Here is a 23,823-nt window from a genome sequence, read left to right as displayed (position 1 = left end):
AGGCTCTTCCTCAATCACGGGTTCTTCTATCTCCTCTACCTGCTCCACTTGTTCTACAGGAGTTGCAACTTCAGGTACAAAAGCTGACAATACCATTCTCATGATCTTTTCTTCTGTTTTTTGTACTGATACGAAAGTGTTGTTTTGTGCATAGAAATATATACCTGCAAAAAGGAGGTACATTAATGTGGTGCTAAAATAAGATATAAAATAACGATGTTTTAGCATATAGAGGTCTTTTTTGGGATGTATTATGACGGAAAAACGTTAAGGAAGTGTTAAAAAGAACAGAAGGACTTTGTATTTTAAATCGGGGGTAAGAAATACAAGTCAACTTCTGAGCTTAACTTATTTCGACGTATTAGAAGTATAACAAAGAAGTGTTAATTTAGTGTTAACCTGAATTAACATCTACTTTAATGAATGTTAGTTACCATTTGTTGAAGACGGATAATCATCAATATGACAAAAATTATAAATATCATAATCCGCAACTGAACAACATCCAACAAACTTATCAAGTCCAATTGGGTCATTCAACTTTTTGAGTGCCTCATTAAATTTCCAGTAATGATTATAGCTTCCCTGACGTAACTCATAAAATACACTCAAAACATCAGAAGCCTTTGATTTTTGTGCCAGTAATATGTATTCATCTAAATCAGCAATATCTACTACTTCAACCATACAACCTACTTCCAATGCTTCTCTCTCAGACTTTATTCCTTTAGTATAAAGAAGATCATAAAGTTCTTGTACATGTGATACCGAGTACTTACCATCACCAATGCTCTCTTTGCTATATGGCTCAAGGGTAGGATCATATGTAGACATATTAAGATCATAGGTGCTTGCCAAAGTATCCACCTTCTGCATATGTTCACTTTCAGACTTTGTTGCAATATTGTGAAGTGTAGAAACATTAATGTCATACTTAGCAACCAGTTCCTTGTTCACATTAAGATATACATCATATGCTAAACTTTCTTCGTTATACATATAAGTTATAGTATCCTTTAACTCTTCACTAAGTGTTGAACTAGGTAGCTCAGATATTGGGGGAAGAACCTCTTCTTCTCCCGTTAAAGTAGATCCTCCACCACAACCAATCACAGTAAGAACTGCACCCATAACCATTAAACTGTTTAATAAACTATTTTTCATAAATCCACACTTTCTATCTCTTAATTTGAAATATCGTATCAAATTAGTGTTAAGTAAGTGTGAAGTTTATAAAAATAATAAGCAAAAATTATTTATGTAGTAATATGCACCTTGGACATATTCAAACTCACATTGGTACCCACATCTTTTTCAGATTTGATATGAATTTCTATCCCCTCTTCATCACAATATGCTTTGACCAAGGCAAGTCCTATCCCTTCTCCGTCTTTTTTATCATCTGCCTGATAATATCGTTCATGTACGCGTAAAAGTTCTGTGGTACTCATACCTACCCCCTCATCTTCCACACTTAATATATGATTATTCAGTGTCACGTGGATAGGTGCATCCTTGGATGAATACTTCATGGCATTGGAAACAATATTATCAAACATCTGTTCAAAGCCTATCTTGTCTACTTCTATCTCATAAGGTTCTAAAGTCAGTTCAAAAGGATTTCGTTTCTGTTCTTTAAAGACTTCTATTCGCTCTTCCAATAACGCTTTCAGGTCAAATCGCTCTTTTTCTATGCTATGCATCTCTTTATGAATACTATAGACCAACTCATCGTACAGTTTTTTAAGTCTCACACTGGCATCTTCTATACGTTTAATGCGCTTCAGGGATTTTTCATCTTCCATCGTCTTTTTTAACATTGCTGTGTTTGCTTTGATCGTAGAAAGAGGAATGTTTAGCTCATGAATAATGTCATTGGTGAGAGAGGTCAGTGTATCTTCCATTTGTTTTTTAGGTGCAAAAATAAGTACGGAAAGCACATATCCCCATCCTATAGCCACAAGTAAAACCAAAGCTCCCGCGATAAAGAAATTAAATGCACTGAGGTGCCAGGTCTCTAAAAAACGGTATACTGCAGTGAGCAATGTAAACATCGTTACAAAATAGATCACTGTGGCAATGATGATCTCTTTTTTACGACTCAGCATTTCACATCCTTTCATTTAGTGAAAGGATTGCATCAGGCTTTAGCCTAGAAGTTCCTCGCTTGTACTGAATTTCACACAAATAATTTAGTGTTTTGTTGCATTGCATTTTAACGCTTAAAATTCTTCTCATTTTATACTCATCCGGTATCCTACGCCACGTACATTATGTATATGTGTAGGGAAATATTTTTTAAGTTGCGCGATATATACCCTTAACGCTCCATCACTCGCTTCCTCAGCAGAACTCCAAAGACGTTCTTTAATTTGGTCTAAAGGAACCACCCTCTCCTGTCCTTCTAAAAGGGCTAAAAGAAGTTCACCTCCCTTGATACTTAACTCTAAGGTTTCATTATTTTGGTACAGTGTTTTAGTCAAAATATCAAACTGATACGTACCTATCTCTACGATCTGACTACGTACCTGTCTGCGTAATACTGCCTGCATACGTAAAAAAAGTTCATCCAGGTCTACAGGTTTCTGAATATAATCATCACCGCCTTTTTCAAATCCCTCTTTCAGCGATGCCTTATCATCTCTTGATGTGATAAATATACAGGGTGTTTCATCTCCGCTTTGACGTAATTTTTCTAAAAGTTCAAAGCCATTTTCATAAGGTAAATTCACATCGAAAAGGTACAGGTCAAAAACATACTCATAGGCTAGATCAAGTGCTGTATAAGGGTCTAACGCGCACTGTATCGTATGCCCCTCTTCCTCTAAAAAGTCTTCAAGGGTTTCATTAAACAATTTATCATCTTCTAATACAAGTATCCTTGCCAATGCTCTCCCCTTCTTTATAATGTATTGATTATTATACCTCAAAATTATTTACAGGATACGCCAATATCATGTTATACTTTGATTTTATATATGACACAGAAGGTAAACGCTTGAAAATCGATTATGCATTTTTAAAACATAAAGAGGGTCAGATCTTACTTTTGGGACTCATATTATTGGGTTGCTATTTCATACTTTTACTACTTTGCGCTCTTTTTTATTCAAATTATTTTCAAGAGTTACTCAGTATTACAGTCACCAATGTCATATTTGGACGAATGGCAGGACTTTCCATAGGAGTAGCTTCACAAATGGATTCTACTTTTCTCGTAGCTTTCAATCTTTTTATCGAATCCATTATGGTACTCATCCTCTACCCACTTTTTGTACTAAGTTGGAAGAAACTCGACTTTGTATCCTACCCACCACTGAGCCGATACTTGGAACGCTCTAAAAAAAATGCACACAAATATGAACCTCTCATTAAACGTTATGGAATCATTGGTCTGATTTTATTTGTATTGACACCTTTTGCAATGACAGGTCCGGTAGTGGGCAGTTTTGTAGGATTTTTGATCGGGTTTAAACATCGTGTCACGCTCACTGTTGTCATCACAAGTACATTCATTGCCATCATCATATGGATCTATTTGATTAAGAATTTTGAGGAAACACTGGTCGCATACAGTGACAGACTGATGGTAGGTTTACTCATAGCTGCCGCTGTACTGTTTTTGTGGTATTTGTTAAAGAAAACTTTTCATCAAAAGAAGCTTTAGAGGAAAAGATTCTTTCAAAATTACATAAACATTCCGCCATTCACTTTAAGTGTCTCACCTGTAATGTAAGAAGAGTGGTCAGAAAGTAAAAAAGCTACGGCTTCAGCTACCTCTTTTGGTTCACCAAATCTAGCCATTGGTATCTTTGAAGTAAACGCATCTTTTACCTCATCCTTAAGGACATCTGTCATCTCTGTAGCGATGAACCCAGGAGTGATCGTATTATAACGAATGTTTCTAGGGGCTGCTTCAATCGCAAAACTTTTTGTCATCGCGATCGTTCCACCTTTACTTGCCGCATAGTTTGTCTGCCCGGCATTACCTGTTTCCCCCACGATGGAAGCGATATTCACTACTGAACCAAAACGCTTTTTACCCATCACTTTTACCGCTTCGCGACAGCCTATGAATGTTGACTTTAAGTTTGCATTGATCACATCCATGAACTCATCCGTTTTCATACGCATTGCCAGCTTATCTTTCGTGATACCTGCATTGTTCACCAGGTAAGCAAGTTCACCATCTGCTTCAACGATGCTTTTCATTGCCGCCACAAATGCCTCTTCATCACTCACATCAAAACCGATCACTTCAGCTTTCCCGCCTGCTGCTTCTATCTCTGCTTTCACCGCATTTGCTTCAGCCTCACCAGAACGATAATTGACCCATACTTTCAAACCAAATGTCGCAAGACTTTTTGCTATCTCTGCACCTATACCTCTGCTTGCTCCAGTAACTAAAACATTATTACCTGTAAATTTCATTTCAACCCTTTTATGTTCTTTGATAAAATTGTACCATTTTTTTATGGTACAATTGCAGAAAGGACAGAAGATATGGAAAAGAAAATTAAAAGATCAGTAGCAACCTTACTTGCACATATCATTAAAATAGATCATAGAGACATAGCGAAGGAAGCACCACTCTTTTGTAAACTTATGGAAATGGATTTCGATTGCGATTCTGAGGAAGCAAAAACATTTCTCGAACATACGTTAGAAGAGGAGTATGACCTTGACGAACACATTGCTATTATCAATGATGCTTTATGTGATGACAAACTGAGTAAAATGCATATCCTGGAGCAACTTAATCATATTATCTACTCCGATAAGATCACACCCAATGATTATGAAGAATTTGAAAAGATCAAAAAGGCGCTTCTCTCCTGTTAACCCAAAACTTGGGTTAGATCAGTGGTGCATCCATCTCTTCAGGTATCTCCAATCCCATAAGTTGAAGTACTGTAGGTGCAACATTATTTAGTCCACATCCCTCTTTAACTTCTGTTACACCCTCAGCCATCACAAAACACCATACTTCACCCACCGTATGATTTGTCAGTGTATGTCCTTGGGCATCCTTCATCTCTTCACAATTCCCGTGATCTGAAGTAAGTACCACAGCATAGCCATCTTCTTTAGCTTTGTCTAGTATGAGACCCAGTTCCGTATCAACTGCATTGACTGCCTGACATGCTGCCTCATAATTCCCTGTATGTCCTACCATATCTCCATTGGCAAAATTTACTACGATGAAATCATAAGATTCATCCATCGCCGTACGTACAGCTTCACCTACTTCCGGCGCAGACATCTCCGGTTTCATATCATAAGTTTTTACATCAGGACTGGGGATGAGTACTCTGCTCTCCCCTATCATAGGCTCTTCTATTCCGCCATTCATGAAGAAGGTAACATGTGCATACTTTTCAGTTTCTGCCGTATGAAGCTGTCTCAGCCCTGCATCACTGATCACTTCTGCCAAAGTGTTTTTCGGTGCTTCTTTAGGAAAAAGTATAGGATAAGGAAAACTTGCATCATACTTTGTCATCGTTGCGATATTCAGTGGTGTAGACTGACATGCAAACTCATCAAAGTGCTCATCCCCCAAAGCGGCTGTGATCTCTCTCACTCTATCTGAACGAAAGTTCGTCAAGAGCACAACATCATCCTCTTCCATCCCTGTATAGTCTGTAAATGCAACAGGCTCTATAAACTCATCTGTTTCATTTTTTGCATAACTCTCATCAATATACGCTTCAGGACTTAATACTGTTGTAGGTCTAGCCTCGGCGATGGCACGATACCCTTTTTCTACTCTCTCCCAACGGTTATCCCTGTCCATCGTAAAGAAGCGTCCACCTATGGTTGCGATAGAGATACTCTCATCACAGATCTTCTCTATTTGGGCTACATAGATTTTAGCTGAGGTAGGACTCACATCTCTACCGTCAGTGATCAAATGTAAAAAAACTTTTTTCCCTCTGCTCTTTGCAAGTTTTGCCAAACCAATGGTATGTTCTATATGTGAATGTACTCCACCGTCACTCAGTAAACCTATCAAATGTACTCGGTCACTTTGCTCTAAAGTATCATTTAAGACTTGATTATTTTCAATACTTCCATCTTCAAGAGCCAAAGAAACTTTTACCAGGTCCTGGTACAAAATACGCCCGGAACCTATGGTCATATGCCCCACTTCAGAATTACCCATCTGTCCTTCAGGTAGACCTACACTCAACCCATGCGTAGAGATGAGTGCTCTGGGGGCTGTTTCAAAAAGTGTGTCATAGGTAGGTTTTGTAGCATCTTTAAATGCATTACATATACTGTCTGGTTTGCACCCTATACCATCTGTGATGATTAAAACTGTTTTTTGTTTCATATTTTTTCTTTTCGTAGTATTTAATTGAAATAATAGTAAAATAAACTTTCTTAATACTTTAATACAAAATTTTAACCGAAAGTTGCCCATGCTATATGAACTCTCTCAACTCTTAGATATTAATCTTTTCGGATACATCTCAGTGCGTGCCGGCATCGCATTCTTTCTCGCTTTTATACTGACCCTGTTTGTCATGCCAAAATATCTTGCCTGGGCCATTTCAAAAAATGCAAATCAACCCATCAGTAAATATGTACCTGCACATGAAGGAAAACGACATACCCCAACGATGGGAGGTGCAGTATTTCTTATCTCTTCACTGGCAGCAGCACTGCTTACTGTGGATCTATCCAATCTCTACATACTGGGTGGACTTATCACACTCATTGGTTTTGGGTTGGTCGGATTTAAAGATGATCTGGGAAAAGTACTCGCTGGTGACAATTTGGAAGGGTTAACTCCTAAAGGTAAAATGGGATTACAGGCTATCGTTGCAGCACTTGCAACAGGACTGCTTCTCTACGGTGGATTTCCGACAGAATTCTATGTACCTTTTCTAAAAACACCTCTTTTTGACTTAGGCTATGCAGCTATTCCTTTTTGGGTACTTGTATTTTTAGCCACGACCAATGCGGTTAATCTTACCGATGGGCTTGATGGACTTGCAACGGTACCATCTATTATCGCATTGGTCACACTGGGACTGATCATCTATGTGACAGGTCATGCCATTTTTAGCCAGTATTTGCTCGTTCCGAATATCAAAGGTGTAGGTGAAGTGATGATACTCGCCGCTGCACTTATCGGTGGACTGTTCGGTTTTTTATGGTACAACTGTTACCCTGCAGAGATCTTCATGGGAGACACGGGAAGCCTTGCGATCGGTGGATTTTTAGCCTATCTTGCCATCTTGGGTAAAAGTGAGATACTGCTTATCCTTATAGGTCTCATTTTTGTCATTGAAACGGTCTCTGTCATACTGCAAGTAGGAAGTTTCAAACTGCGCGGGAAACGTGTTTTTCTTATGGCACCCATACACCATCATTTTGAACTCAAAAAATGGGCAGAAAATAAGATCATTATACGTTTTTGGATGATTGCCTTTATCTCAAATGTACTTGCACTCATCTCCTTTAAGTTCAGATAACATGCAAATAAAATCTACACTCTTCGGTTACGGACTTTATTTGAACAGAACAGCTAAAAAGCAAAGCTCCTTACGCTGCGCTAACGCTATGTTGACTTCAGCAGTCAGCTCATGTGACTAGTCACATTTATGGAGATACTATAATGTCAAATAAGCAAATAAAACCTACACTCTTCGGTTACGGACTTACCACTAAAGCCATCGCAAAAAAATTAGGTGGAGGATGTACTTTTTTTGATGACAATGTTAAAGAAGCCTACACAGATGAAACAGGCAACCATATACTCCCTTCTCACCTTTTTGATCCGGAGGTAAGTGAACTGGAAGTGACCACACCCAGCCTAAAACCAAACCATCCTCTTATCAAAAGTGCCAAAAATCTCTTAAGTGAATATGACTACTTTGACAAAGAGATGCCTTTTAGCATCTGGATATCAGGTACAAACGGTAAAACCACTACTACACAAATGCTCACACATCTTTTGGAAAAACGTGGAGCACTCAGTGGAGGGAACATCGGTACACCTTTGGCAGACTTAGATACAGATGCACCGATCTGGGTACTGGAGAGTTCTTCTTTTGCCCTCCATCATACCCGTACAGCTTCACCGGACATCTATCTCTTACTTCCTATCACGCCAGATCATTTAGACTGGCATGAAACCCCGGAGCAGTACGAAGCAGACAAACTAAGGCCCCTTCTGACCATGAAAGAAGGAGAACTGGCACTTGTACCTAAAGGCTTAAATCTGCCAACGACACATGCCTATGTCGTTGAGTATGACAGTAACGAATTTGTCGCAGAATATTTTAAACTTGATATCAGCCAATTACGTTTCAAAGCAGCTTTTTTGCAAGATGCCTTACTAGCCCTTGCTGTAACCAAGGTACTTTTTGATGAAGCGGATTATGCATTGATGAATACCTTTACACTGGATGCACACAGACAGGAAGAACTACACGATGCAAAAGGTAGACTCTGGGTGAACGATTCTAAAGCAACAAATCTTGATGCTACAATACAGGCGGTAAAAGGTTATGCCGACAAGCATATTCATCTTATCTTAGGTGGTGATGACAAAGGAGTTGATCTGACCCCGCTTTTTGAAAGTATGAAACCACTTAACCTTACACTATATACTATAGGGGCAAATAGTGACAAACTTTTAACCCTTGCAAAAGCATATCATATCAATGCCATAGAATCGCAGACGATACAAAATGCTATAAAACAGATAAATGAAGTACATAACCAAGAAAGTGTTGCCCTCTTGTCTCCGGCGGCGGCAAGTTTTGATCAGTTCAAGTCTTACAAGCACAGAGGTGAGACTTTTATGAAATTGGTAAAAAATTTAAAAAAATGATTTATTTTTTAAATTTACTTGCCGATTTTTAAGTTTATGCCGTTATAATTCTATCCACTTAAACAGACATCTTGTCTTTAAGTTGGCTCGATAGCTCAGTCGGTAGAGCAAAGGATTGAAAATCCTTGTGTCGGGGGTTCGATTCCCTCTCGCGCCACCATTACTTCAGTAATAATCATTAAAACCCTCAAAATAATTAATTAAAATCTTAAAAAACAGTCACTTTTCTTAAAAAAAGACTAAAATAATTAACTTTTTCAGATTTTTTACAATATTCAACACCCATAAACTACTCGTATACACGATATTTACACTAAATTATTAACTATTTGTTAACTAATTATTAATTATATTGACTTTTTTGTACATTTTTTGTTATACTTCGGTTGTATTCAAAACAAATTCAAGGAGAATTACAATGAAAAAAACATTATTACTTTCAGTAGTAGCGTCAACAATGATTATGGCTGGTGGAGATATCGCTCCAGTTGAGCCAGTAGTAGCAGCACCGGTTGAAGCGGCAGCATGGAACTTTAACGGTCAAGCAGTAGCATATATTCAAACAACTGATGAGCAAGGAAATTCAGATCTATTTAGTGGTTCATCAACTTATGGTTCACTTGGTCTTCAACTTGGAGCAACAAATGCTGACGTATTCGCTGGTATTGGTGCTGGTGTAGAAGTATCTACAATTCAACAAGATGAAGGTTTCTCACAAATTCCAGGTACTGGTGTTGGAAATGCACAAGTAGATTCTTCTGCACTTACTCAAGCATATTTGACATATGGTCTTGATAACATCAACACTAGCTTCAAAGTTGGTCGTCAAACACTTCCAAAATCACTTTCACCATTTGCTTTCTCTGAAGGTTGGCAAGTATTCAATAACACATTTGATGCTGCATTAGTTGTTAACTCATCTATTCCAAATACTACTGCTGTATATGCTTATGTAACTAAACACAACAACTCAGTTGGTGATATTTCAGACTTCAACAGATTCTGGGACGCTGATGGTGTTCACATGATCACACTTTCAAATAAATCTATCGAAGGTTTGACTCTTACTGGTTCTTACTATATGCTTCCTGATGCAACAAAAAATCTAGTAGTAAATGGTGGGGATGCAGATGCATACTGGATAGATGCTCAATATGATGGTTTTGATGCATTCACAATCGCAGCTCAAGGTGGTGGAATCGATGCTGATGGTCTTTGGTTAGGACAAAGTATTGATGATGTAACTGCATTTGGTGCTAAAATTAGTGGTAAAGTAAGTATGTTTAATCTTGCTGTTGCTTACTCTTCAGTAAGTGATGGAAATGGACCACTTACTATCTCTAACCTTGCAGGTGCTGGTGTAAAAACTCCACTTTATACACAGTCTATCCTTAACCAAAATGCTATTAAGAAAGATTCTGATACTGTGAAAGCTTCAGCTTCTATGAAAGCACTTGCAGGAACAATTGGTCTTCACTATATCTATGCTGATATGGGAGCTGATGCAATAGGATCTGTATTCAATAATGGTAATGCAGATGATCTTACTCAAGGTGTAAGTGGTGACGGTGAATATACTGAAGTTGATCTTACTTATAAAACAAAAGTATTTGATGACTCAACAACACTATTTGCTGGATATGTTTATCAAGATGATGACAGACTTACTGATTCACAAAACTTCTTACGTTTCTGGGCTAGATATAACTTCTAAGAATTATTCTTAAAGTTCTACCCTTTAGAGTTCAGGCTTTTGCCTGGCTCTATCTTCTCTTTCTCTTTTCAAATCATTTTTACATTTTTTCAACCTTATACATTTATCATCTCTTTTGGCTATAATGCTGAAAAAGTTTAAACTACAAATGAGTCTTAATGAACACTAAAAAATTACACCTGGTCAGCTTAGGCTGTACCAAAAACCTTGTCGACAGTGAAGTGATGCTCGGGCGTCTTAAAGAATATGAGATCACAGATGACAACACACAAGCCGATGTCATCATCGTAAATACTTGCGGTTTCATCGATGCGGCAAAAGAAGAGAGTATCAACACAGTACTCAACTTACATGATGAACGTAAAGAAAACTCCATCTTAGTTATGAGCGGATGTTTGACTGAACGTTATAAAGAAGAGCTTCAAGCAGACATGCCAGAGATAGACATCTTTACGGGTGTGGGGGACTATGAGAAGATCGATGAGCTCATTGCTTCTAAACAAAGTACCTTTTCTCCTGAAGTCTATCTTGCGACTGAAACTTCAGGAAGGGTCATCACAGGTTCGAATTACCATGCGTATATAAAGATAGCAGAGGGGTGTAACCAGGCCTGTTCTTTTTGTGCTATCCCAAGCTTTAAAGGGAAACTACACTCACGTTCACTCTCTTCCATCATAAAAGAAGTGGAGAATCTTGTAGCACAAGGCTTTTATGACTTCTCTTTCATCTCACAGGACAGTTCAAGTTATGGTCGTGACATGAAGCTAAGTGATGGTCTCATCGAGCTTATAAAAGGTATAGAGAGTGTAGAAGGTGTAAAGTCTGCACGTATCTTGTACCTTTACCCTAGTACGACAACATTTGCACTCATTGATGCTATAGCAGATTCAAAAGTATTTCAAACCTATTATGATATGCCTATACAGCACATAGAAGACTCTGTACTCAAAACGATGAAACGTGGTTTTGGGGAGAAGAAGACCATAGAACTGCTTGAGTACATGAAAAGTAAACCCAATGCCTTTTTACGTACCTCTCTCATCGCAGGACACCCTGGAGAAAGTGATGAAAGCTTTAAGAGACTATGCGACTTCATGGAGACATTTGAATTTGACAGGTTTAACACTTTCCATTACTCTAATGAAGAGACGACTTCTGCATATACTTTAGAACAAATAGATGCAGAGACGATCGAAGAAAGAGCACAAACACTTGGTGCAATAGCAGAAAAAAATACACTTGCCTCACTTGAAAAAATGGTTGGACAAACTGTGACTGTTGTCATCGATGGTGAAAGTGATGAACATGAATACCTGCTTTCAGCCAGACCTTTGATCTGGGCCGTCGATATCGATGGAGAGATCCTCATCAATGATACTTCTGATCTGCCTGTAGAATATGGAAAAAGATATGAAGCAAAAATTACTGAACTGGTAGGTGAACAATTGCTTGCAACACTGATTAGGGCTCTCTAAATACTGCTATGTTAACACTTGATGTCTTACACTTACAGGGGAAAAAGAACTTATTAGCTTTTTCTGCAGGTGTAGACTCCTCTGCCCTCTTTTTTTTACTCATAGAGCATCACATCCCTTTTGACATTGCTTTGGTCAATTATGGTACAAGAGACAACTCTAATGCAGAAGAGACGCATGCAAAAGAGTTAGCCAAACAATACGATCTAACCTGCCATACTATCAAAGCACCACTCTTTACAGCACATTTTGAACAAAATGCCAGAACCTTTCGTTATGATTTTTTTGAAAAAATTATCGTAGAGCAGCATTACGATACACTTCTCACCGCTCATCAACTCAATGACCAGCTTGAATGGCTTCTTATGCGACTTACTAAAGGAGCTGGTGTTTCAGAACTCCTTGGACTTGAAGAGATAAGCCAAAGAGAAAACTACACTTTAGTGCGTCCACTACTAGAGTACAGTAAAGAAGAATTACTGATGTATCTACAATCCAATAAACACCCTTACTTTATAGATGAAAGTAACCGTGATGAAAAGTATGAGCGTAATCTTTTTAGAAAACAGTTTTCTGATCCCCTTATGTCAGAGTACAAAGAGGGCATCAAAAGAAGTTTTGAATATCTCAGACAAGATAAGAAACAATTGGAAGCAAACTTTGAGCGCATCTACACTCAAAAAAAGCTCCGTGTCATTAAACTGCATACCATGACTGCAAAAGTCAAAGCAGCCGACCTTGCACTTAAAGAGCTGGACTACTTACTCACCGCGTCACAAAGAAAAGAAGTGGAAAAGGAAGAGAGCTTGGTCATTGGTGGGGAATGGGCGATCTGCATTCAAGATGATCTTCTCTATATAGCACCCTATTTGACTACCGATATGCCTAAAAAATTCAAAGAATCCTGTAGAGTTTTAAAAATACCTTCTAAAATACGTGCCTATTGTTTTGAAGAAGATATTGATCCTAAAGAAATAGCCCTCTAACGATTATTTACCTGCTAAAGGGTGTGCTTTCATATACTCTTGCATTTTTTTTACAGATCCAAGTTTTGTATAGACCTGCGTCGTTGCCATCGTCTCGTGTCCAAGCAGTTCACTTACATCAGAGATGCGTGCACCGTTATTGAGTAAATGTGTGGCAAAAGAGTGACGTAGCTGATGTGGGGTCACTTTCAAACCCTGTGCCTTAAAAAGTTTTGTAAGAATGTAGCGCAACTGCGCAGAGTTCATCGGTGAATTACCTTTTTCAAACAAATACTTTTTAGGAGATCTTCTCTTGACATACAAAGTAATGAGTTCCTGTAAGGTATCCAACAAAGGTAACTCTCTTACCTTATTGCCTTTACCATGTATTTGTATCCATCTGTCCTTAATATCTTCAAGTTTAAGCATACTCAGTTCAGAGATACGCAACCCTAACCCATAAAGCATAGATATAAGCAATTTCTCTTCTAAATTTGCTTTACTCAATACTTCTTCAATGTATGTCTCTTCAATCGGCTTAGGAAGGCTTTTAGGTACCTTTATTGACTCATCCCCTATAAGCTTTATATGCATATGACACTGATCTTCCAGATATTTTACAAAAGAGTGTATAGCAGAGAGTTTTTTTACAATGGTTTTTTTATGATTTTTAACGATCTTAAAACGAAAAGGGATGATATCCAGTACAGTAAAGCCATCCTCTTCATACACATGACTCTCTTCCAGCATCTGTCTCAACGCGATCTCATAAGTTACAATAGAGGTTTCAGAATAGCCTCGTATATCAAACAGATAATTCAGAAACTCCTCAGATACATCTTGAAGTTTAGCTTTCATCTTTTAATGGACCGTATGCGCTAACATTTTGTCACTGAGAAATTTTCTGGCCTCATCCAGTTCCATTCCCTCAAGAGAAACATTTTCCAAATAAAAATCAATCGTACTAAAAGGCTTGGGAATGACAAATTTATCCCAACTCCCAAGTTGCCAATAGGATGTAGGGATATAATTAACTGTCATTACAGGCGCTTTGGCTTTATGTGCCAAGGCGATAGCTCCATCACTGATGGTATGGCGTGGTCCTCTAGGCCCATCAGGAGTAACTAACAGGTCGTCACCTTTTTTCAAAGCCCTAAAAGCTTCCAAAAGTACCTGTTTTGCTCCACGACTACTCGATCCACGTAAAGGAACAATAGAAAAATACATCAATATCCTGGCGATCATCTCACCATCAAAATGTCTGGAAATGATCCCGGAAGCTAACTGTTTTTTGTGAAAATATCGATAGGCTTGCGGAGACATAAGAAGCTCACCATGCCAGCAAACCACTATGGACTGCTCTTGTGTGATCTCACCTTCGATATGAAAGTTTTTTTTAGACGTATACCAGTAAAAACGCATCAAAAGATATCCCAACGGGGGAAGTATAACTCCAGCGATGCTTCGTGATAGTGTTTTAAACATTTGGTATCCTAAACAAGCACTCCGTCAAGTGCACCCCGAGAGGTTTTAATAACTTTAACATCCACTATTTTACCCAAAAGCTCTTCACTTCCTTCTACAAAGAAAAGTTTACCGTCATCTGAACGTCCTGAAACTCTTCCATTAGGCTTGAGTTCATCAAAATAGACTTTATGCACTGCATCTAGCTGTGCATCCATGATCTCATCCAGTATTTCTGTATGACGTGACTGTAGACGGGTTAATCTGGCTCCTGCAACAACATTATCTATTTGATTCTCAAACTCTGCTGCCTCAGTATGTGGACGTGGAGAGTACTTAAATGAAAACAATTGTTCAAAACGTACTTGTTCAAGTACATCCATCGTATCTTCAAAGTCAGCATCACTTTCACCGGGGAAACCAACGATAATATCTGTAGAGATCGTTGCTTCAGGACAAAGGGTACGTATCTTTTCACAACGGTTAATGAAGTTCTCTTTGGTGTAGCCTCTTTTCATCTCTTTTAGAATACTCGTTGAACCACTTTGTAAGGGAACATGTATCTGTTTACATACCTTAGGATTAGATGCAAACTCCTGGATAAAAGTATCATCCATATGTAAAGGGTGTGGAGAAGTAAAACGTATACGCTCTAATCCCTCGATCTTAGAAATCTTCTGTAACAACTGTGTAAAGTCACACTTCTCTTCAGAACTACCAAAACGTCTTCCGTAATTGTTTACATTTTGACCAAGAAGCATCACTTCTTTTGCCCCTGTAGCTACCGCTTTTTTGATCTCCTGCACGATCAGATCAGAAGGGATAGAGATCTCATCTCCACGTGTTGCAGGCACGATACAAAAAGTACATGATTTGTCACATCCTATCGAGATGTTTACCATCGCTTTATACATGTTTGTTCTATACTCACCAAAAGCATAGGTACTCTCATCAAAATCTGTACTGACTTCTACCGCATGTTTTTTACCAACGACTTCAGTGATCTTAGATACATTTCTTGCACCCAGTACAAAGTCAACCGAAGGTGCACGTTTGATGATCTCTTCACCTAAGTGGGATGCCGTACACCCTGTGACACCTATTTTGGCAGAGGGTTTTTTATGTTTGTTAAATACGCCTATCTCGGAGAAGAGTTTAGCCACAGGCTTTTCTCTTACAGAACAGGTATTAATGATGATAAGATCAGCATCTTTTAAATTTTCAGTGATTTCGTAGGATTCTTGTTGGTTCAGTTCTGCGATCATATGTTCGCTATCACGAACATTCATCGCACAACCAAGTGTTTCTATAAATAATTTTTTACTCAATGATTTGTCTTTCTAGTAGAGCGTTTTTTGAGCAAAGCCCAAAAAACTATGTTGACACGAGGTCAACTTTAGTAGTTGGCTCAAGCGACTGATCGCTTTTTGTATTAAGCGATAATATGTACTTCGTAGATGTATTCATTTTCATCAAGTCCGTACTTGACTTCTCTCATATATACAGAAAACCCTTTTTCTTCAAAATACTCGATTAACTCTTTAAGCTCTTTATGTGAGTTATCTTTGTCAAAATAAAATATAGATTTGTTCGCTAGCTCTTCTTCTACTTTTTTCAACTCAATCGTTTTTGGTTTTGCTTTAAGTGTTGTTCTAGCAAGTTTTAATTTCATCTATGTGTACCTTTAAAATTGTCTTATTTATTCTTTAACATTATTAAGAGAATTATACTTTATTTTCAGTAAAGCTTTGGTTAGATATAATACTCTACTTCAAAAACAACACCTCCCAAGACGTTATTGACACTGTTATGTTACCTCTTGTAGCGGTATATTGTATTGATTATTAAGAAAACTGATTAAAATAGGAAATGATTATGGAAAAAATACTAGACATTATAGAAGCAATTGCACACGAAAAAAATATCTCTAAAGAGCATGCGATAGAAGCCTTTCAAGAAGCTTTGATCAATACTGCAAAAAAACTAACAAGCTTTACAAGTACCTTTGAGGCGATCATCGACCCTGATACAAAAACATACTCAGTCTATAAAGTCATTACTGTTGTAGCCGATAATGATGAACAACTTTATATAGAAGTAGGAAAAGAAGGGAACAAACAAGAAATAGAGTCAGACAGCTTTATCTCTCTTTCTGAGGCAAAAGAGTTTGATGAATCGTTAGAAATTGGAGATCAACTTAAAGAAGAGTTCATCCTTGAAGATCACGGCCGTACAGCTTCAGCAAACCTTTTTAGAGAACTTGAGTACCATGTACAAAGACGTGTTGAACAAGATCTATTTGAAAAATATAGAGAAAAAGTCGGTACGGTAATGTTAGGTACGGTAAACCGTATCGACGCAGATGATAACACGCATGTTGAGATCGGTGAACTTAAAGGTATTATGTCACTTAGGAACCGTATTAAGGGTGAAAAGTATAAGCGTGGAGACTCTATACGGGCACTTCTAAGATACGTAAGTGTTGACCCGGAATATGGTCTTTTCCTCGAGCTCACCAGAACTTCACCTAAATTTCTAGAAGCACTTATGGCGAGTGAAGTACCAGAGATCGATGATGGTCTAGTAGAGATCGTAGCTGCAGCAAGGATCCCTGGAGAAAGAGCAAAAATAGCCCTTAAGACAGAACAGATGAATATTGATCCTATCGGTGCAGCTGTTGGTGTAAAGGGTGTACGTATCAACGCTGTAAGTCAAGAGCTTAACGGTGAGAATATCGACTGTATCGAATTTTCGCCTATCCCAGAAGTATTTATTACACGTGCCTTAAGTCCTGCGATCTCACAAAGTATCAAGGTAGATGCTGCAGAGAAAAAAGCTGTTGTTAACATTACAGGAGACCAAAAAGCAAAAGCGATCGGTAGATCTGGAATTAATATACGTTTAGCTTCTATGCTCACAGGATACACGATAGAACTGAATGAAATTGAAGGTGTGACCGAAAGACAGGTAGACAGTTCAGAAAATGCAGAAGCAGCAAAAACTACAGATACATCAGCATTGGCAGATCTATTTAAATAAGAAAAGCGTACTTAGTATAAATGCTCATCATCCTCGTACTTGATACGGGGGTGACAAATAATTAGCTGATCTTTACGCTAATATCATCTGTGAAAAACTCTCTACACTCAAAGATGCAGACCCCACTAAAACACCATCCACACCACGTATTTCCATAATCTCTTTAATGTTAATCGGCTTAACACTTCCACCATATAGTAATGGTTTTTGTACCGTTTGCTTCAAAGCTTTATGCGTAGAAGCTATCTCCTCTACTGTAGCAGATCTTCCTGTACCTATGGCCCAGATAGGTTCATAGGCAATAATGAGGTTTTTATAGGTAATATCAATACCATCAAACTGCGCAAGAAGATACTCCATCACCGCTTCTTCACCCTCTTCTCTTATTTCAAGTGGTTCACCGATACAGTAGAGTATTTCATACCCCTGATCTTTAAAAAATGCAAATTTTTGTGCTACATTATCCTGAGATTCACCTAAATGTTCTCGTCTTTCACTGTGTCCGATGAGTATCGTTTTAATATCAAATTCTTCCAGCTGTTCTGTACCTATCTCACCCGTAAAAGCACCATTTTGTGCTGGATACGCATTTTGTGCACCGATAGTAAAATCACCTATATAAGTATCTAAAGCTGTTGCCGGAGGAAAAATATAGACTTGATCTTCAGATTTTTTTGCAAGCAACTTTTCTTTTAATGCTTCAATGTATTTTTCTGTCGATGCTCTGGTATGATTTGTTTTAAAGTTTGCTGCAAAAATCATGAAAATCCTTTTTTATTTCTCAATGCGATAAATCGCATGAACCTGCTGTTGACAAGCAACTAAATTGCAGTACAAGTGAGGCACTAAATGCCGAATCGTAAGCAGTCTAAGCGACAGCGTAGTTTTTAGAGCTTTGCTCTAAATGCGTCCTAACAAATAGAAGGCTGCAAAAATCAATAAAAATCCTTCTACTTAAGTGCTTCTAGACCTGGCAGTGCAATACCCTCTATCAGCTTCAGACTTGCTCCACCACCTGTGCTTACAAAAGTCATCTCTTCTGCATCACCGGCACGCTGTGTCACATCTGCAGTGTCACCACCACCTACGATGGTCGTTGCATGTGTTTGTGCAATGTTGTTTGACATCGCCAAACTACCTTTTGAATATCTGTCCATCTCATAAACACCCATAGGACCATTCCATATGATCGTTTGTGCATCATTCAGAGCTTCACGGAAAAGTCTTGAAGATGCAGGTCCAATGTCCAGTCCCATCCAACCTACAGGTATCTCTTGTATAGGTAGAAATTTCACTGTAGTATTTTCTGAAAACTCGGCTGCAGCTACCACATCTACAGGCAAGTAGAATTTTACACCTAACTCTTTGGCTTTAGTCATAATATCTTTTGCTTCATCCAAAAGATCGTCTTCAACCATTGAATTACCTACTTCATATCCTAATGCTTTAAGAAAAGTAAATGCCATACCACCACCGATAATGACCTTATCTACTTTGTTTAAAAGATTTGTAAGCGCTTGAAGTTTACCCGAAACCTTAGAACCGCCGACTACTGCAACAAATGGACGTACAGGATTTTCAAGTACTTTAGTAAAGAAGTTTACTTCTTTACTCATAAGGAAACCTGCTGCCTTATGGTCAGCATCAAAGAATTTGGTGATCGCATCGATGGAAGCATGTTTTCTATGACAAGCACCAAATGCATCGTTAATGTATATATCTGCAAAATCTGCCAACTGCTCTGCAAATACCGGATCATTTTCAGTTTCTCCCACTTCATAACGAAGATTTTCAAGTAAAAGTACATCACCTGCTTCCATTGAAGCTGCTTTGGCTTTCGCATCTTCACCTACAACATCTTGAGCCATGGAAATATCTCTTTTTATCTTGAGTAAAGTATGCAGTCTTTTTGCTACAGGTACCAGTGAATACTTATCTTCATATTTACCCGGTTCCGGTCTTTCATAATGTGAAGCAAGAATGATTTTGCAATCTCTGTCTATACAATAACGGATCGTCTGCAACGCAGAACGAATGCGTCTGTCATCTGTAATGTTCCCAAACTCATCTTTGGGTACATTAAAATCACATCTTATAAAAACTCTTTTACCATCAATATTTAAATCTTTTAATGTCTTCATACGTTCCCTGTCTTACTTTTTACTTATGTGTATTGCCATATCTACTAAACGGCGAGAGTATCCCCACTCATTGTCATACCAAGAGAGTACTTTTACCATGTTATCACCTATCACTTGAATAGTATCAAGGGGCACCACAGTACTTAGCTCTTCACCTACAAAGTCTTGAGAAACTCTGTACTCTTCATCTACACCCAAAATACCTTTCTGTGAACCTTCACTCGCCGTTTTAAATGCGGCTTGGACATCTTCTACTGTTACGTTTGAGTTGAGTGTTACTGTCAAGTCTACCATAGACACATCTGGCGTAGGAACTCTTATGGCCTGCCCGTTTATCTTACCTGCAAGATTTGGAAGTACTTTAGAGATAGCTTTTGCGGCACCTGTTGTCGTCGGCACTAAGTTGGTTGCACCTGAACGGCCTTTTCTTGGATCTTTTTTATGTTTTCCATCCAGTATCGGCTGAGAAGCAGTATATGAGTGTATCGTCGTCATGAGACCTTTTTCTATACCAAATGCATCATCAAGTACTTTTGCTACAGGAGCCAGTCCATTGGTCGTACAGCTTGCATTTGAAACGATGGATTGACCTGCATACTCATCTGCATTTGCTCCAAGTACGAATGTTGCTGTGTCATCTTTGGCCGGTGCAGAAAACAGTACTTTCTTTACACCATTATCCAAATAAGGCTGTACGCTCTCCGCCGTTAAAAAGGCACCTGTACATTCCAACACAAGTTCAGCACCGCAAGATGCAAAGTCTATCTTAGCAAGATCACGCTCAGCAAAGATCTTCGCTTTGGTCTCACCAATGTTAAGATACCCATCTGCTACGATGACATCATTACGTCTACCATGGACAGAGTCATATTTGAGGTTATACTGAAGCATCTCCTCAGTACCGGAAGCATTCACTGCAACAAGCTCAATGTCATCTCTATCGGCAATAATTCGTGCCACACATCTACCGATTCTTCCAAGTCCGTTAATTGCTACTTTTACAGCCATACTTTCCCCTTATGATTATTATGCTAAAATTACGCAATTTTACAGTAAATGAGGTTAGTATTTGGTTAATCATAAAAAGCCTACAATAGCTATCTTTGGAGGGAGTTTTGACCCTCCGCATAAAGGACATCAACTTATTGTTGAAAAAGCTATAGAAAACTTACAAATTGATAAACTGTTTGTAGTACCTGCTTACCTAAACCCTTTTAAAACATCTACACTGGCAGATGCCCCTACGCGACTTTCATGGTGTCATACATTATTTGACGCTATAGACCGTGTAAAAGTAGATGATTATGAGATAAAAGAAGGCAAAAGTACAGTAACCTCACAAACTGTAAAACATTTTAACCAAGCATACGATGTCAAGTATCTGATCATAGGATCTGACAATCTGTCAACATTGACAAAATGGCATGCATTTAAATGGCTAAATGAAGCAGTGACTTGGGTTATAGTAACACGAGATAATCATCATTTAGATACGGATGAACTTAATAAGTGGGAGTTACTTCCTATAGAAGCACCGATAAGTTCAACCCAAATAAGAGAAGAAAAAGATTTACAATTTATTGACGAAAAGATCAAAACATCTGTCAAACATATATTAGAAGGGCAACACCATATGACAATAGACGAAAGAATAGCAGGTATCGTAAAAATACTTGATGATAAAAAAGCTGAAGAGATAGAAGTATTTAACCTGGAAGATGCTGATTATATAGCAAAACGTGTAGTTATCGCCAACTCACTCAACGGTAAACATACCCTGGCACTTTTTGACCATCTTAAAACAGAGCTAAAAGAACAGGGTGATGCATTTCTTGCATCAGATACCAGCGATGAATGGGCTGTAGCTGACTTGGGAGATATCCTTATCCATATCATGATACCTGAATACAGACAACGTTATTCACTTGAAACATTTTTATCTGAACTAGTTGAAAATCAAAAAAAGCAAGATATCGATCCTGCATAAAAACGAACGCGAAGTGCTTTACTTCGCTGTCGATACTACAAACGACAAAAAGTTGTCGTTTGCTTACCCTATCTCATGTCCGGAACCAGTCAATAGCTCCAATAGCAAAAATAATCCGACAGTCACCACCGGAGAAAAAATAATCCACCAATAATACCTCTCTCTTACAAGATATACTATCAATCCACCCCATGCAACAATGATCAACATGATATGTGCAAGATATATCGGCATGATCTGTCGTGTTAAATTCCCTACAACGGCCAAAGAGACAATAACAGCGAATGTTAGGAGAGCTATAAAAAGTTTTTTGAGATCTTTGTTTCTGCTATATTGAAAAAAAATGCCACCTACTGTGGCAAATATCGCTAAAATAATGAGTGCTTTCATACGAACTTCTCCTTTTAAAGAAGGAAAACTTCTTCAAAACTTCTTTATCTATTGTAAATATTATAGCTTATCTACAGTTTCGATACCAAGTATATCCAAACCTTGTTTGATAGTCTTAGCCGTCAGATCAGCCAGTGCCAAACGACTTTGCTTCGTTGCTTCAACAACTCCCTCTTTAAGTATAGGGTTCTGCTCATAAAAGCGCATAAAGAGTGTTACTAAGTCATAAAGGTATGTTGTGATCTGATTAGGTGAGGCATCCCCTGCTGCACGGTTTAGGACATCTTCAAAACGAAGGAGCATCGTAGAGAGCCTGTGTTCCAATGCATCACCTATGATGATGTTGCCTTCTATAGGCCCATCATGCTTCCTAAAGATACTTTGGATTCTTGCATAAGCATACTGCATGTACAATGAAGTATTACCCTCAAAACTGAGCATCTTATCCCAGTTAAAAATATAATTAGACTCACGGTTGATTGAAAGGTCAGCATACTTGACCGCCCCAATTCCTATGATTTTTGCCAATACTTCTAATTCTTCCGGAGAATACGACTCTTTGTCATTGATCGTCTCTTTGGCTTTTACAATAGCCTCGTCAAGTAATTCAATAAGTTTAACCGTTCCACCCTCACGCGTTTTAAAAGGCTTACCACCTTTATCCATCATCGTACCAAATGCAATGTGTTCAAGCTTTACTTCAGGACTAACAAAACCAGCCTCTTTGGCCACTCTAAACACTTGCTTAAAGTGTCCACCCTGTCTCGCATCAACCACGTAAGAGATACGTTGTGCTCCTAAGGTCTGTGCTCTGTAGCGTAAAGCTGCAAGATCTGTGGTGGCATAGAGGTAACCCCCATCACCTTTTTGAACGATCACCGGTACTTCGTCACCTTCTAAAAATACACATTGTGCCCCATCACTTTGTGTCAATATGCCTTTTGCCTCTAAATCACTTACTACAGAGATTAAATCATCATTGTAAAAACTCTCTGCACGTACATCATCACGTGTCAGATTGACACCCAGTTTTTCATAGACTTCTTCACAGTGTCCCAAAGAAATGTCTATAAACTTTTGCCAAAGTTCTAAACAGTGGCTATCACCACTTTGGATTTTTACAACATACTCTCTGGCTTTATTTGCAAAGTCTTCATCTGCATCAAAACGTCCTTTGGCATCTTTATAAAACTGCTCCAAATCTTTCAAACTTACAGAACCGTCTTCATGTATTTCTTCCAGGTAAGCAATAAGCATTCCAAACTGTGTACCCCAGTCTCCAATGTGGTTTTGACGTATGACCTCATCCCCAAGATAGGTTAAAAGATTTGCTAACGTATCACCAATGATAGAAGAACGTAAATGTCCCACATGCATCTGTTTAGCCATATTCGGACCAGAATAATCTACCACAACCTTGATAGGTGTTTCACGTTTTTCTACGCCGAGCCTAGCATCTTTACGTGCTAATTCACATTGTGAAGCGAGCCAAAAAGGGTTGAGCCATAAGTTGATAAAACCTGGTCCGGCTATCTCCGCCTTTGCAAGTACTCCTGTTAAGTCAAGATTTTCTATAAGTTGTGTTGCGATCTCTCTTGGGTTTTTACCCAATCTTTTAGACAAGGCCATCGCACCATTAAACTGGAAGTCTCCAAACTCAGGTTTGGTCGATTCAGATACACTCATAGGTTCGTGTTCTATACCTGCTTTAACAAAAGCTTCCTGGATCACGTTATTGATTTGTAATTTTAATTTCATAGGTTTTCCGTCATAGTTAATATGGAATTGTAGTAGAAAATAGCT

Annotated in this window: 24 protein-coding genes and 1 tRNA gene; 10 read left to right on the top strand and 15 right to left on the bottom strand. The window is 38.4% G+C overall.

Annotated elements, in window-relative coordinates; translation table 11 throughout:
- The 4 genes from ABYK33_RS05605 to ABYK33_RS05590 form a co-directional block, all read right to left on the bottom strand.
- Window positions 1-183: hypothetical protein (locus tag ABYK33_RS05605; RefSeq protein WP_373032030.1), on the bottom strand; the 183-nt coding region annotated here is incomplete at its 3' end.
- A gap of 243 nt (window positions 184-426) precedes the next feature.
- A complete protein-coding gene (locus tag ABYK33_RS05600; protein ID WP_373032029.1) occupies window positions 427-1,164 on the bottom strand; it encodes a DUF2202 domain-containing protein in 738 nt (245 codons plus the stop codon).
- A gap of 92 nt (window positions 1,165-1,256) precedes the next feature.
- Window positions 1,257-2,108 (bottom strand): sensor histidine kinase, encoded by an 852-nt coding sequence (locus ABYK33_RS05595; RefSeq protein ID WP_373032028.1) that lies wholly within the window; start codon window positions 2,106-2,108, stop codon window positions 1,257-1,259.
- Window positions 2,109-2,234: 126 nt separating this feature from the next.
- Window positions 2,235-2,888: a response regulator transcription factor gene (locus ABYK33_RS05590; protein ID WP_373032027.1), complete on the bottom strand. Its 654-nt coding sequence runs from the start codon at window positions 2,886-2,888 to the stop codon at window positions 2,235-2,237.
- A 68-nt stretch (window positions 2,889-2,956) separates the two neighbouring features.
- Between ABYK33_RS05590 and ABYK33_RS05585 the strand changes: the two genes are divergently transcribed.
- On the top strand, window positions 2,957-3,667 hold the full coding sequence (locus tag ABYK33_RS05585; RefSeq protein ID WP_373032026.1) for a small multi-drug export protein: 711 nt from the start codon (window positions 2,957-2,959) through the stop codon (window positions 3,665-3,667).
- Window positions 3,668-3,687: 20 nt separating this feature from the next.
- Here ABYK33_RS05585 and fabG read toward each other — a convergent pair whose 3' ends face one another.
- On the bottom strand, window positions 3,688-4,431 hold the full coding sequence (fabG, locus tag ABYK33_RS05580) for a 3-oxoacyl-ACP reductase FabG (protein ID WP_373032025.1): 744 nt from the start codon (window positions 4,429-4,431) through the stop codon (window positions 3,688-3,690).
- Window positions 4,432-4,503: 72 nt separating this feature from the next.
- On the opposite strand from fabG, the gene ABYK33_RS05575 reads away from it, so the two are divergent.
- Window positions 4,504-4,842 carry a hypothetical protein gene (locus ABYK33_RS05575; RefSeq protein WP_373032024.1) on the top strand — a complete coding sequence of 113 codons (339 nt, stop codon included), beginning with the start codon at window positions 4,504-4,506 and terminating at the stop codon, window positions 4,840-4,842.
- 13 nt (window positions 4,843-4,855) lie between these two features.
- Here the strand turns inward: ABYK33_RS05575 and gpmI are convergent, their stop codons facing one another.
- Window positions 4,856-6,334, bottom strand: a complete 1,479-nt coding sequence (gene gpmI, locus ABYK33_RS05570; RefSeq protein ID WP_373032023.1) for a 2,3-bisphosphoglycerate-independent phosphoglycerate mutase — start codon at window positions 6,332-6,334, stop codon at window positions 4,856-4,858.
- Between the two features lie 88 nt (window positions 6,335-6,422).
- On the opposite strand from gpmI, the gene mraY reads away from it, so the two are divergent.
- From mraY to tilS, 6 genes are all read left to right on the top strand, one after another.
- Window positions 6,423-7,481 carry a phospho-N-acetylmuramoyl-pentapeptide-transferase gene (mraY, locus tag ABYK33_RS05565; RefSeq protein WP_373032022.1) on the top strand — a complete coding sequence of 353 codons (1,059 nt, stop codon included), beginning with the start codon at window positions 6,423-6,425 and terminating at the stop codon, window positions 7,479-7,481.
- A 143-nt stretch (window positions 7,482-7,624) separates the two neighbouring features.
- Entirely contained in the window at window positions 7,625-8,845 is a 1,221-nt protein-coding gene (murD, locus tag ABYK33_RS05560; RefSeq protein ID WP_373032021.1) for a UDP-N-acetylmuramoyl-L-alanine--D-glutamate ligase, read from the top strand.
- 84 nt (window positions 8,846-8,929) lie between these two features.
- Window positions 8,930-9,005 (top strand) — tRNA-Phe (locus ABYK33_RS05555).
- Window positions 9,006-9,263: 258 nt separating this feature from the next.
- Window positions 9,264-10,559: a hypothetical protein gene (locus tag ABYK33_RS05550; protein ID WP_373032020.1), complete on the top strand. Its 1,296-nt coding sequence runs from the start codon at window positions 9,264-9,266 to the stop codon at window positions 10,557-10,559.
- 158 nt (window positions 10,560-10,717) lie between these two features.
- Entirely contained in the window at window positions 10,718-12,034 is a 1,317-nt protein-coding gene (gene rimO / locus ABYK33_RS05545; protein ID WP_373032019.1) for a 30S ribosomal protein S12 methylthiotransferase RimO, read from the top strand.
- Window positions 12,035-12,042: 8 nt separating this feature from the next.
- Window positions 12,043-13,020 carry a tRNA lysidine(34) synthetase TilS gene (tilS, locus tag ABYK33_RS05540; protein WP_373032018.1) on the top strand — a complete coding sequence of 326 codons (978 nt, stop codon included), beginning with the start codon at window positions 12,043-12,045 and terminating at the stop codon, window positions 13,018-13,020.
- Between the two features lie 3 nt (window positions 13,021-13,023).
- Here the strand turns inward: tilS and ABYK33_RS05535 are convergent, their stop codons facing one another.
- The 4 genes from ABYK33_RS05535 to ABYK33_RS05520 form a co-directional block, all read right to left on the bottom strand.
- Complete coding sequence (locus ABYK33_RS05535) at window positions 13,024-13,857, bottom strand: tyrosine-type recombinase/integrase (protein ID WP_373032017.1); 834 nt, start codon at window positions 13,855-13,857, stop codon at window positions 13,024-13,026.
- Between the two features lie 3 nt (window positions 13,858-13,860).
- The gene (locus tag ABYK33_RS05530) at window positions 13,861-14,484 is read right to left on the bottom strand and encodes a lysophospholipid acyltransferase family protein (RefSeq protein WP_373032016.1); all 624 of its coding nucleotides are present in this window, start codon (window positions 14,482-14,484) and stop codon (window positions 13,861-13,863) included.
- Between the two features lie 8 nt (window positions 14,485-14,492).
- Window positions 14,493-15,791, bottom strand: a complete 1,299-nt coding sequence (gene miaB / locus ABYK33_RS05525) for a tRNA (N6-isopentenyl adenosine(37)-C2)-methylthiotransferase MiaB (RefSeq protein WP_373032015.1) — start codon at window positions 15,789-15,791, stop codon at window positions 14,493-14,495.
- Between the two features lie 104 nt (window positions 15,792-15,895).
- Window positions 15,896-16,135 carry an HP0268 family nuclease gene (locus ABYK33_RS05520; protein ID WP_373032014.1) on the bottom strand — a complete coding sequence of 80 codons (240 nt, stop codon included), beginning with the start codon at window positions 16,133-16,135 and terminating at the stop codon, window positions 15,896-15,898.
- A 203-nt stretch (window positions 16,136-16,338) separates the two neighbouring features.
- Between ABYK33_RS05520 and nusA the strand changes: the two genes are divergently transcribed.
- A complete protein-coding gene (gene nusA, locus ABYK33_RS05515; protein ID WP_373032013.1) occupies window positions 16,339-17,502 on the top strand; it encodes a transcription termination factor NusA in 1,164 nt (387 codons plus the stop codon).
- A gap of 72 nt (window positions 17,503-17,574) precedes the next feature.
- On the opposite strand, the gene ABYK33_RS05510 is transcribed toward nusA, so the two are convergent.
- From ABYK33_RS05510 to gap, 3 genes are all read right to left on the bottom strand, one after another.
- Window positions 17,575-18,264, bottom strand: a complete 690-nt coding sequence (locus ABYK33_RS05510) for a triose-phosphate isomerase (RefSeq protein WP_373032012.1) — start codon at window positions 18,262-18,264, stop codon at window positions 17,575-17,577.
- 188 nt (window positions 18,265-18,452) lie between these two features.
- Window positions 18,453-19,643 carry a phosphoglycerate kinase gene (pgk, locus tag ABYK33_RS05505; RefSeq protein WP_373032011.1) on the bottom strand — a complete coding sequence of 397 codons (1,191 nt, stop codon included), beginning with the start codon at window positions 19,641-19,643 and terminating at the stop codon, window positions 18,453-18,455.
- Window positions 19,644-19,655: 12 nt separating this feature from the next.
- Window positions 19,656-20,651, bottom strand: coding sequence for a type I glyceraldehyde-3-phosphate dehydrogenase (gap, locus tag ABYK33_RS05500; RefSeq protein WP_373032010.1), 996 nt, complete (start codon window positions 20,649-20,651; stop codon window positions 19,656-19,658).
- A gap of 61 nt (window positions 20,652-20,712) precedes the next feature.
- On the opposite strand from gap, the gene nadD reads away from it, so the two are divergent.
- Entirely contained in the window at window positions 20,713-21,630 is a 918-nt protein-coding gene (gene nadD, locus ABYK33_RS05495; protein ID WP_373032009.1) for a nicotinate (nicotinamide) nucleotide adenylyltransferase, read from the top strand.
- A gap of 63 nt (window positions 21,631-21,693) precedes the next feature.
- On the opposite strand, the gene ABYK33_RS05490 is transcribed toward nadD, so the two are convergent.
- Window positions 21,694-22,020, bottom strand: coding sequence for a hypothetical protein (locus tag ABYK33_RS05490; protein WP_373032008.1), 327 nt, complete (start codon window positions 22,018-22,020; stop codon window positions 21,694-21,696).
- Between the two features lie 60 nt (window positions 22,021-22,080).
- Window positions 22,081-23,823 (bottom strand): arginine--tRNA ligase (argS, locus tag ABYK33_RS05485; RefSeq protein WP_373032007.1); only part of this gene is annotated, 1,743 nt, incomplete at its 5' end.

It is taken from the genome of Sulfurovum sp. (genome assembly GCF_041562805.1).
GTDB lineage: Bacteria > Campylobacterota > Campylobacteria > Campylobacterales > Sulfurovaceae > Sulfurovum.
This window is presented reverse-complemented; position numbering and strand designations above follow the sequence as displayed.

Bases quoted from the DNA above. Each gene is read 5' to 3' on its own strand.
- gap (WP_373032010.1), bottom strand. From the start codon at position 20,651: ATGGCTGTAAAAGTAGCAATTAACGGACTTGGAAGAATCGGTAGATGT.
- ABYK33_RS05600 (WP_373032029.1), bottom strand. From the start codon at position 1,164: ATGAAAAATAGTTTATTAAACAGTTTAATGGTTATGGGTGCAGTTCTT.
- ABYK33_RS05490 (WP_373032008.1), bottom strand. From the start codon at position 22,020: ATGAAAGCACTCATTATTTTAGCGATATTTGCCACAGTAGGTGGCATT.
- ABYK33_RS05550 (WP_373032020.1), top strand. From the start codon at position 9,264: ATGAAAAAAACATTATTACTTTCAGTAGTAGCGTCAACAATGATTATG.
- pgk (WP_373032011.1), bottom strand. From the start codon at position 19,643: ATGAAGACATTAAAAGATTTAAATATTGATGGTAAAAGAGTTTTTATA.
- nusA (WP_373032013.1), top strand. From the start codon at position 16,339: ATGGAAAAAATACTAGACATTATAGAAGCAATTGCACACGAAAAAAAT.
- gpmI (WP_373032023.1), bottom strand. From the start codon at position 6,334: ATGAAACAAAAAACAGTTTTAATCATCACAGATGGTATAGGGTGCAAA.
- mraY (WP_373032022.1), top strand. From the start codon at position 6,423: ATGCTATATGAACTCTCTCAACTCTTAGATATTAATCTTTTCGGATAC.
- ABYK33_RS05595 (WP_373032028.1), bottom strand. From the start codon at position 2,108: ATGCTGAGTCGTAAAAAAGAGATCATCATTGCCACAGTGATCTATTTT.
- ABYK33_RS05585 (WP_373032026.1), top strand. From the start codon at position 2,957: ATGTTATACTTTGATTTTATATATGACACAGAAGGTAAACGCTTGAAA.
- rimO (WP_373032019.1), top strand. From the start codon at position 10,718: ATGAACACTAAAAAATTACACCTGGTCAGCTTAGGCTGTACCAAAAAC.
- tilS (WP_373032018.1), top strand. From the start codon at position 12,043: ATGTTAACACTTGATGTCTTACACTTACAGGGGAAAAAGAACTTATTA.
- ABYK33_RS05530 (WP_373032016.1), bottom strand. From the start codon at position 14,484: ATGTTTAAAACACTATCACGAAGCATCGCTGGAGTTATACTTCCCCCG.
- ABYK33_RS05520 (WP_373032014.1), bottom strand. From the start codon at position 16,135: ATGAAATTAAAACTTGCTAGAACAACACTTAAAGCAAAACCAAAAACG.
- ABYK33_RS05575 (WP_373032024.1), top strand. From the start codon at position 4,504: ATGGAAAAGAAAATTAAAAGATCAGTAGCAACCTTACTTGCACATATC.
- ABYK33_RS05510 (WP_373032012.1), bottom strand. From the start codon at position 18,264: ATGATTTTTGCAGCAAACTTTAAAACAAATCATACCAGAGCATCGACA.
- fabG (WP_373032025.1), bottom strand. From the start codon at position 4,431: ATGAAATTTACAGGTAATAATGTTTTAGTTACTGGAGCAAGCAGAGGT.
- murD (WP_373032021.1), top strand. From the start codon at position 7,625: ATGTCAAATAAGCAAATAAAACCTACACTCTTCGGTTACGGACTTACC.
- ABYK33_RS05535 (WP_373032017.1), bottom strand. From the start codon at position 13,857: ATGAAAGCTAAACTTCAAGATGTATCTGAGGAGTTTCTGAATTATCTG.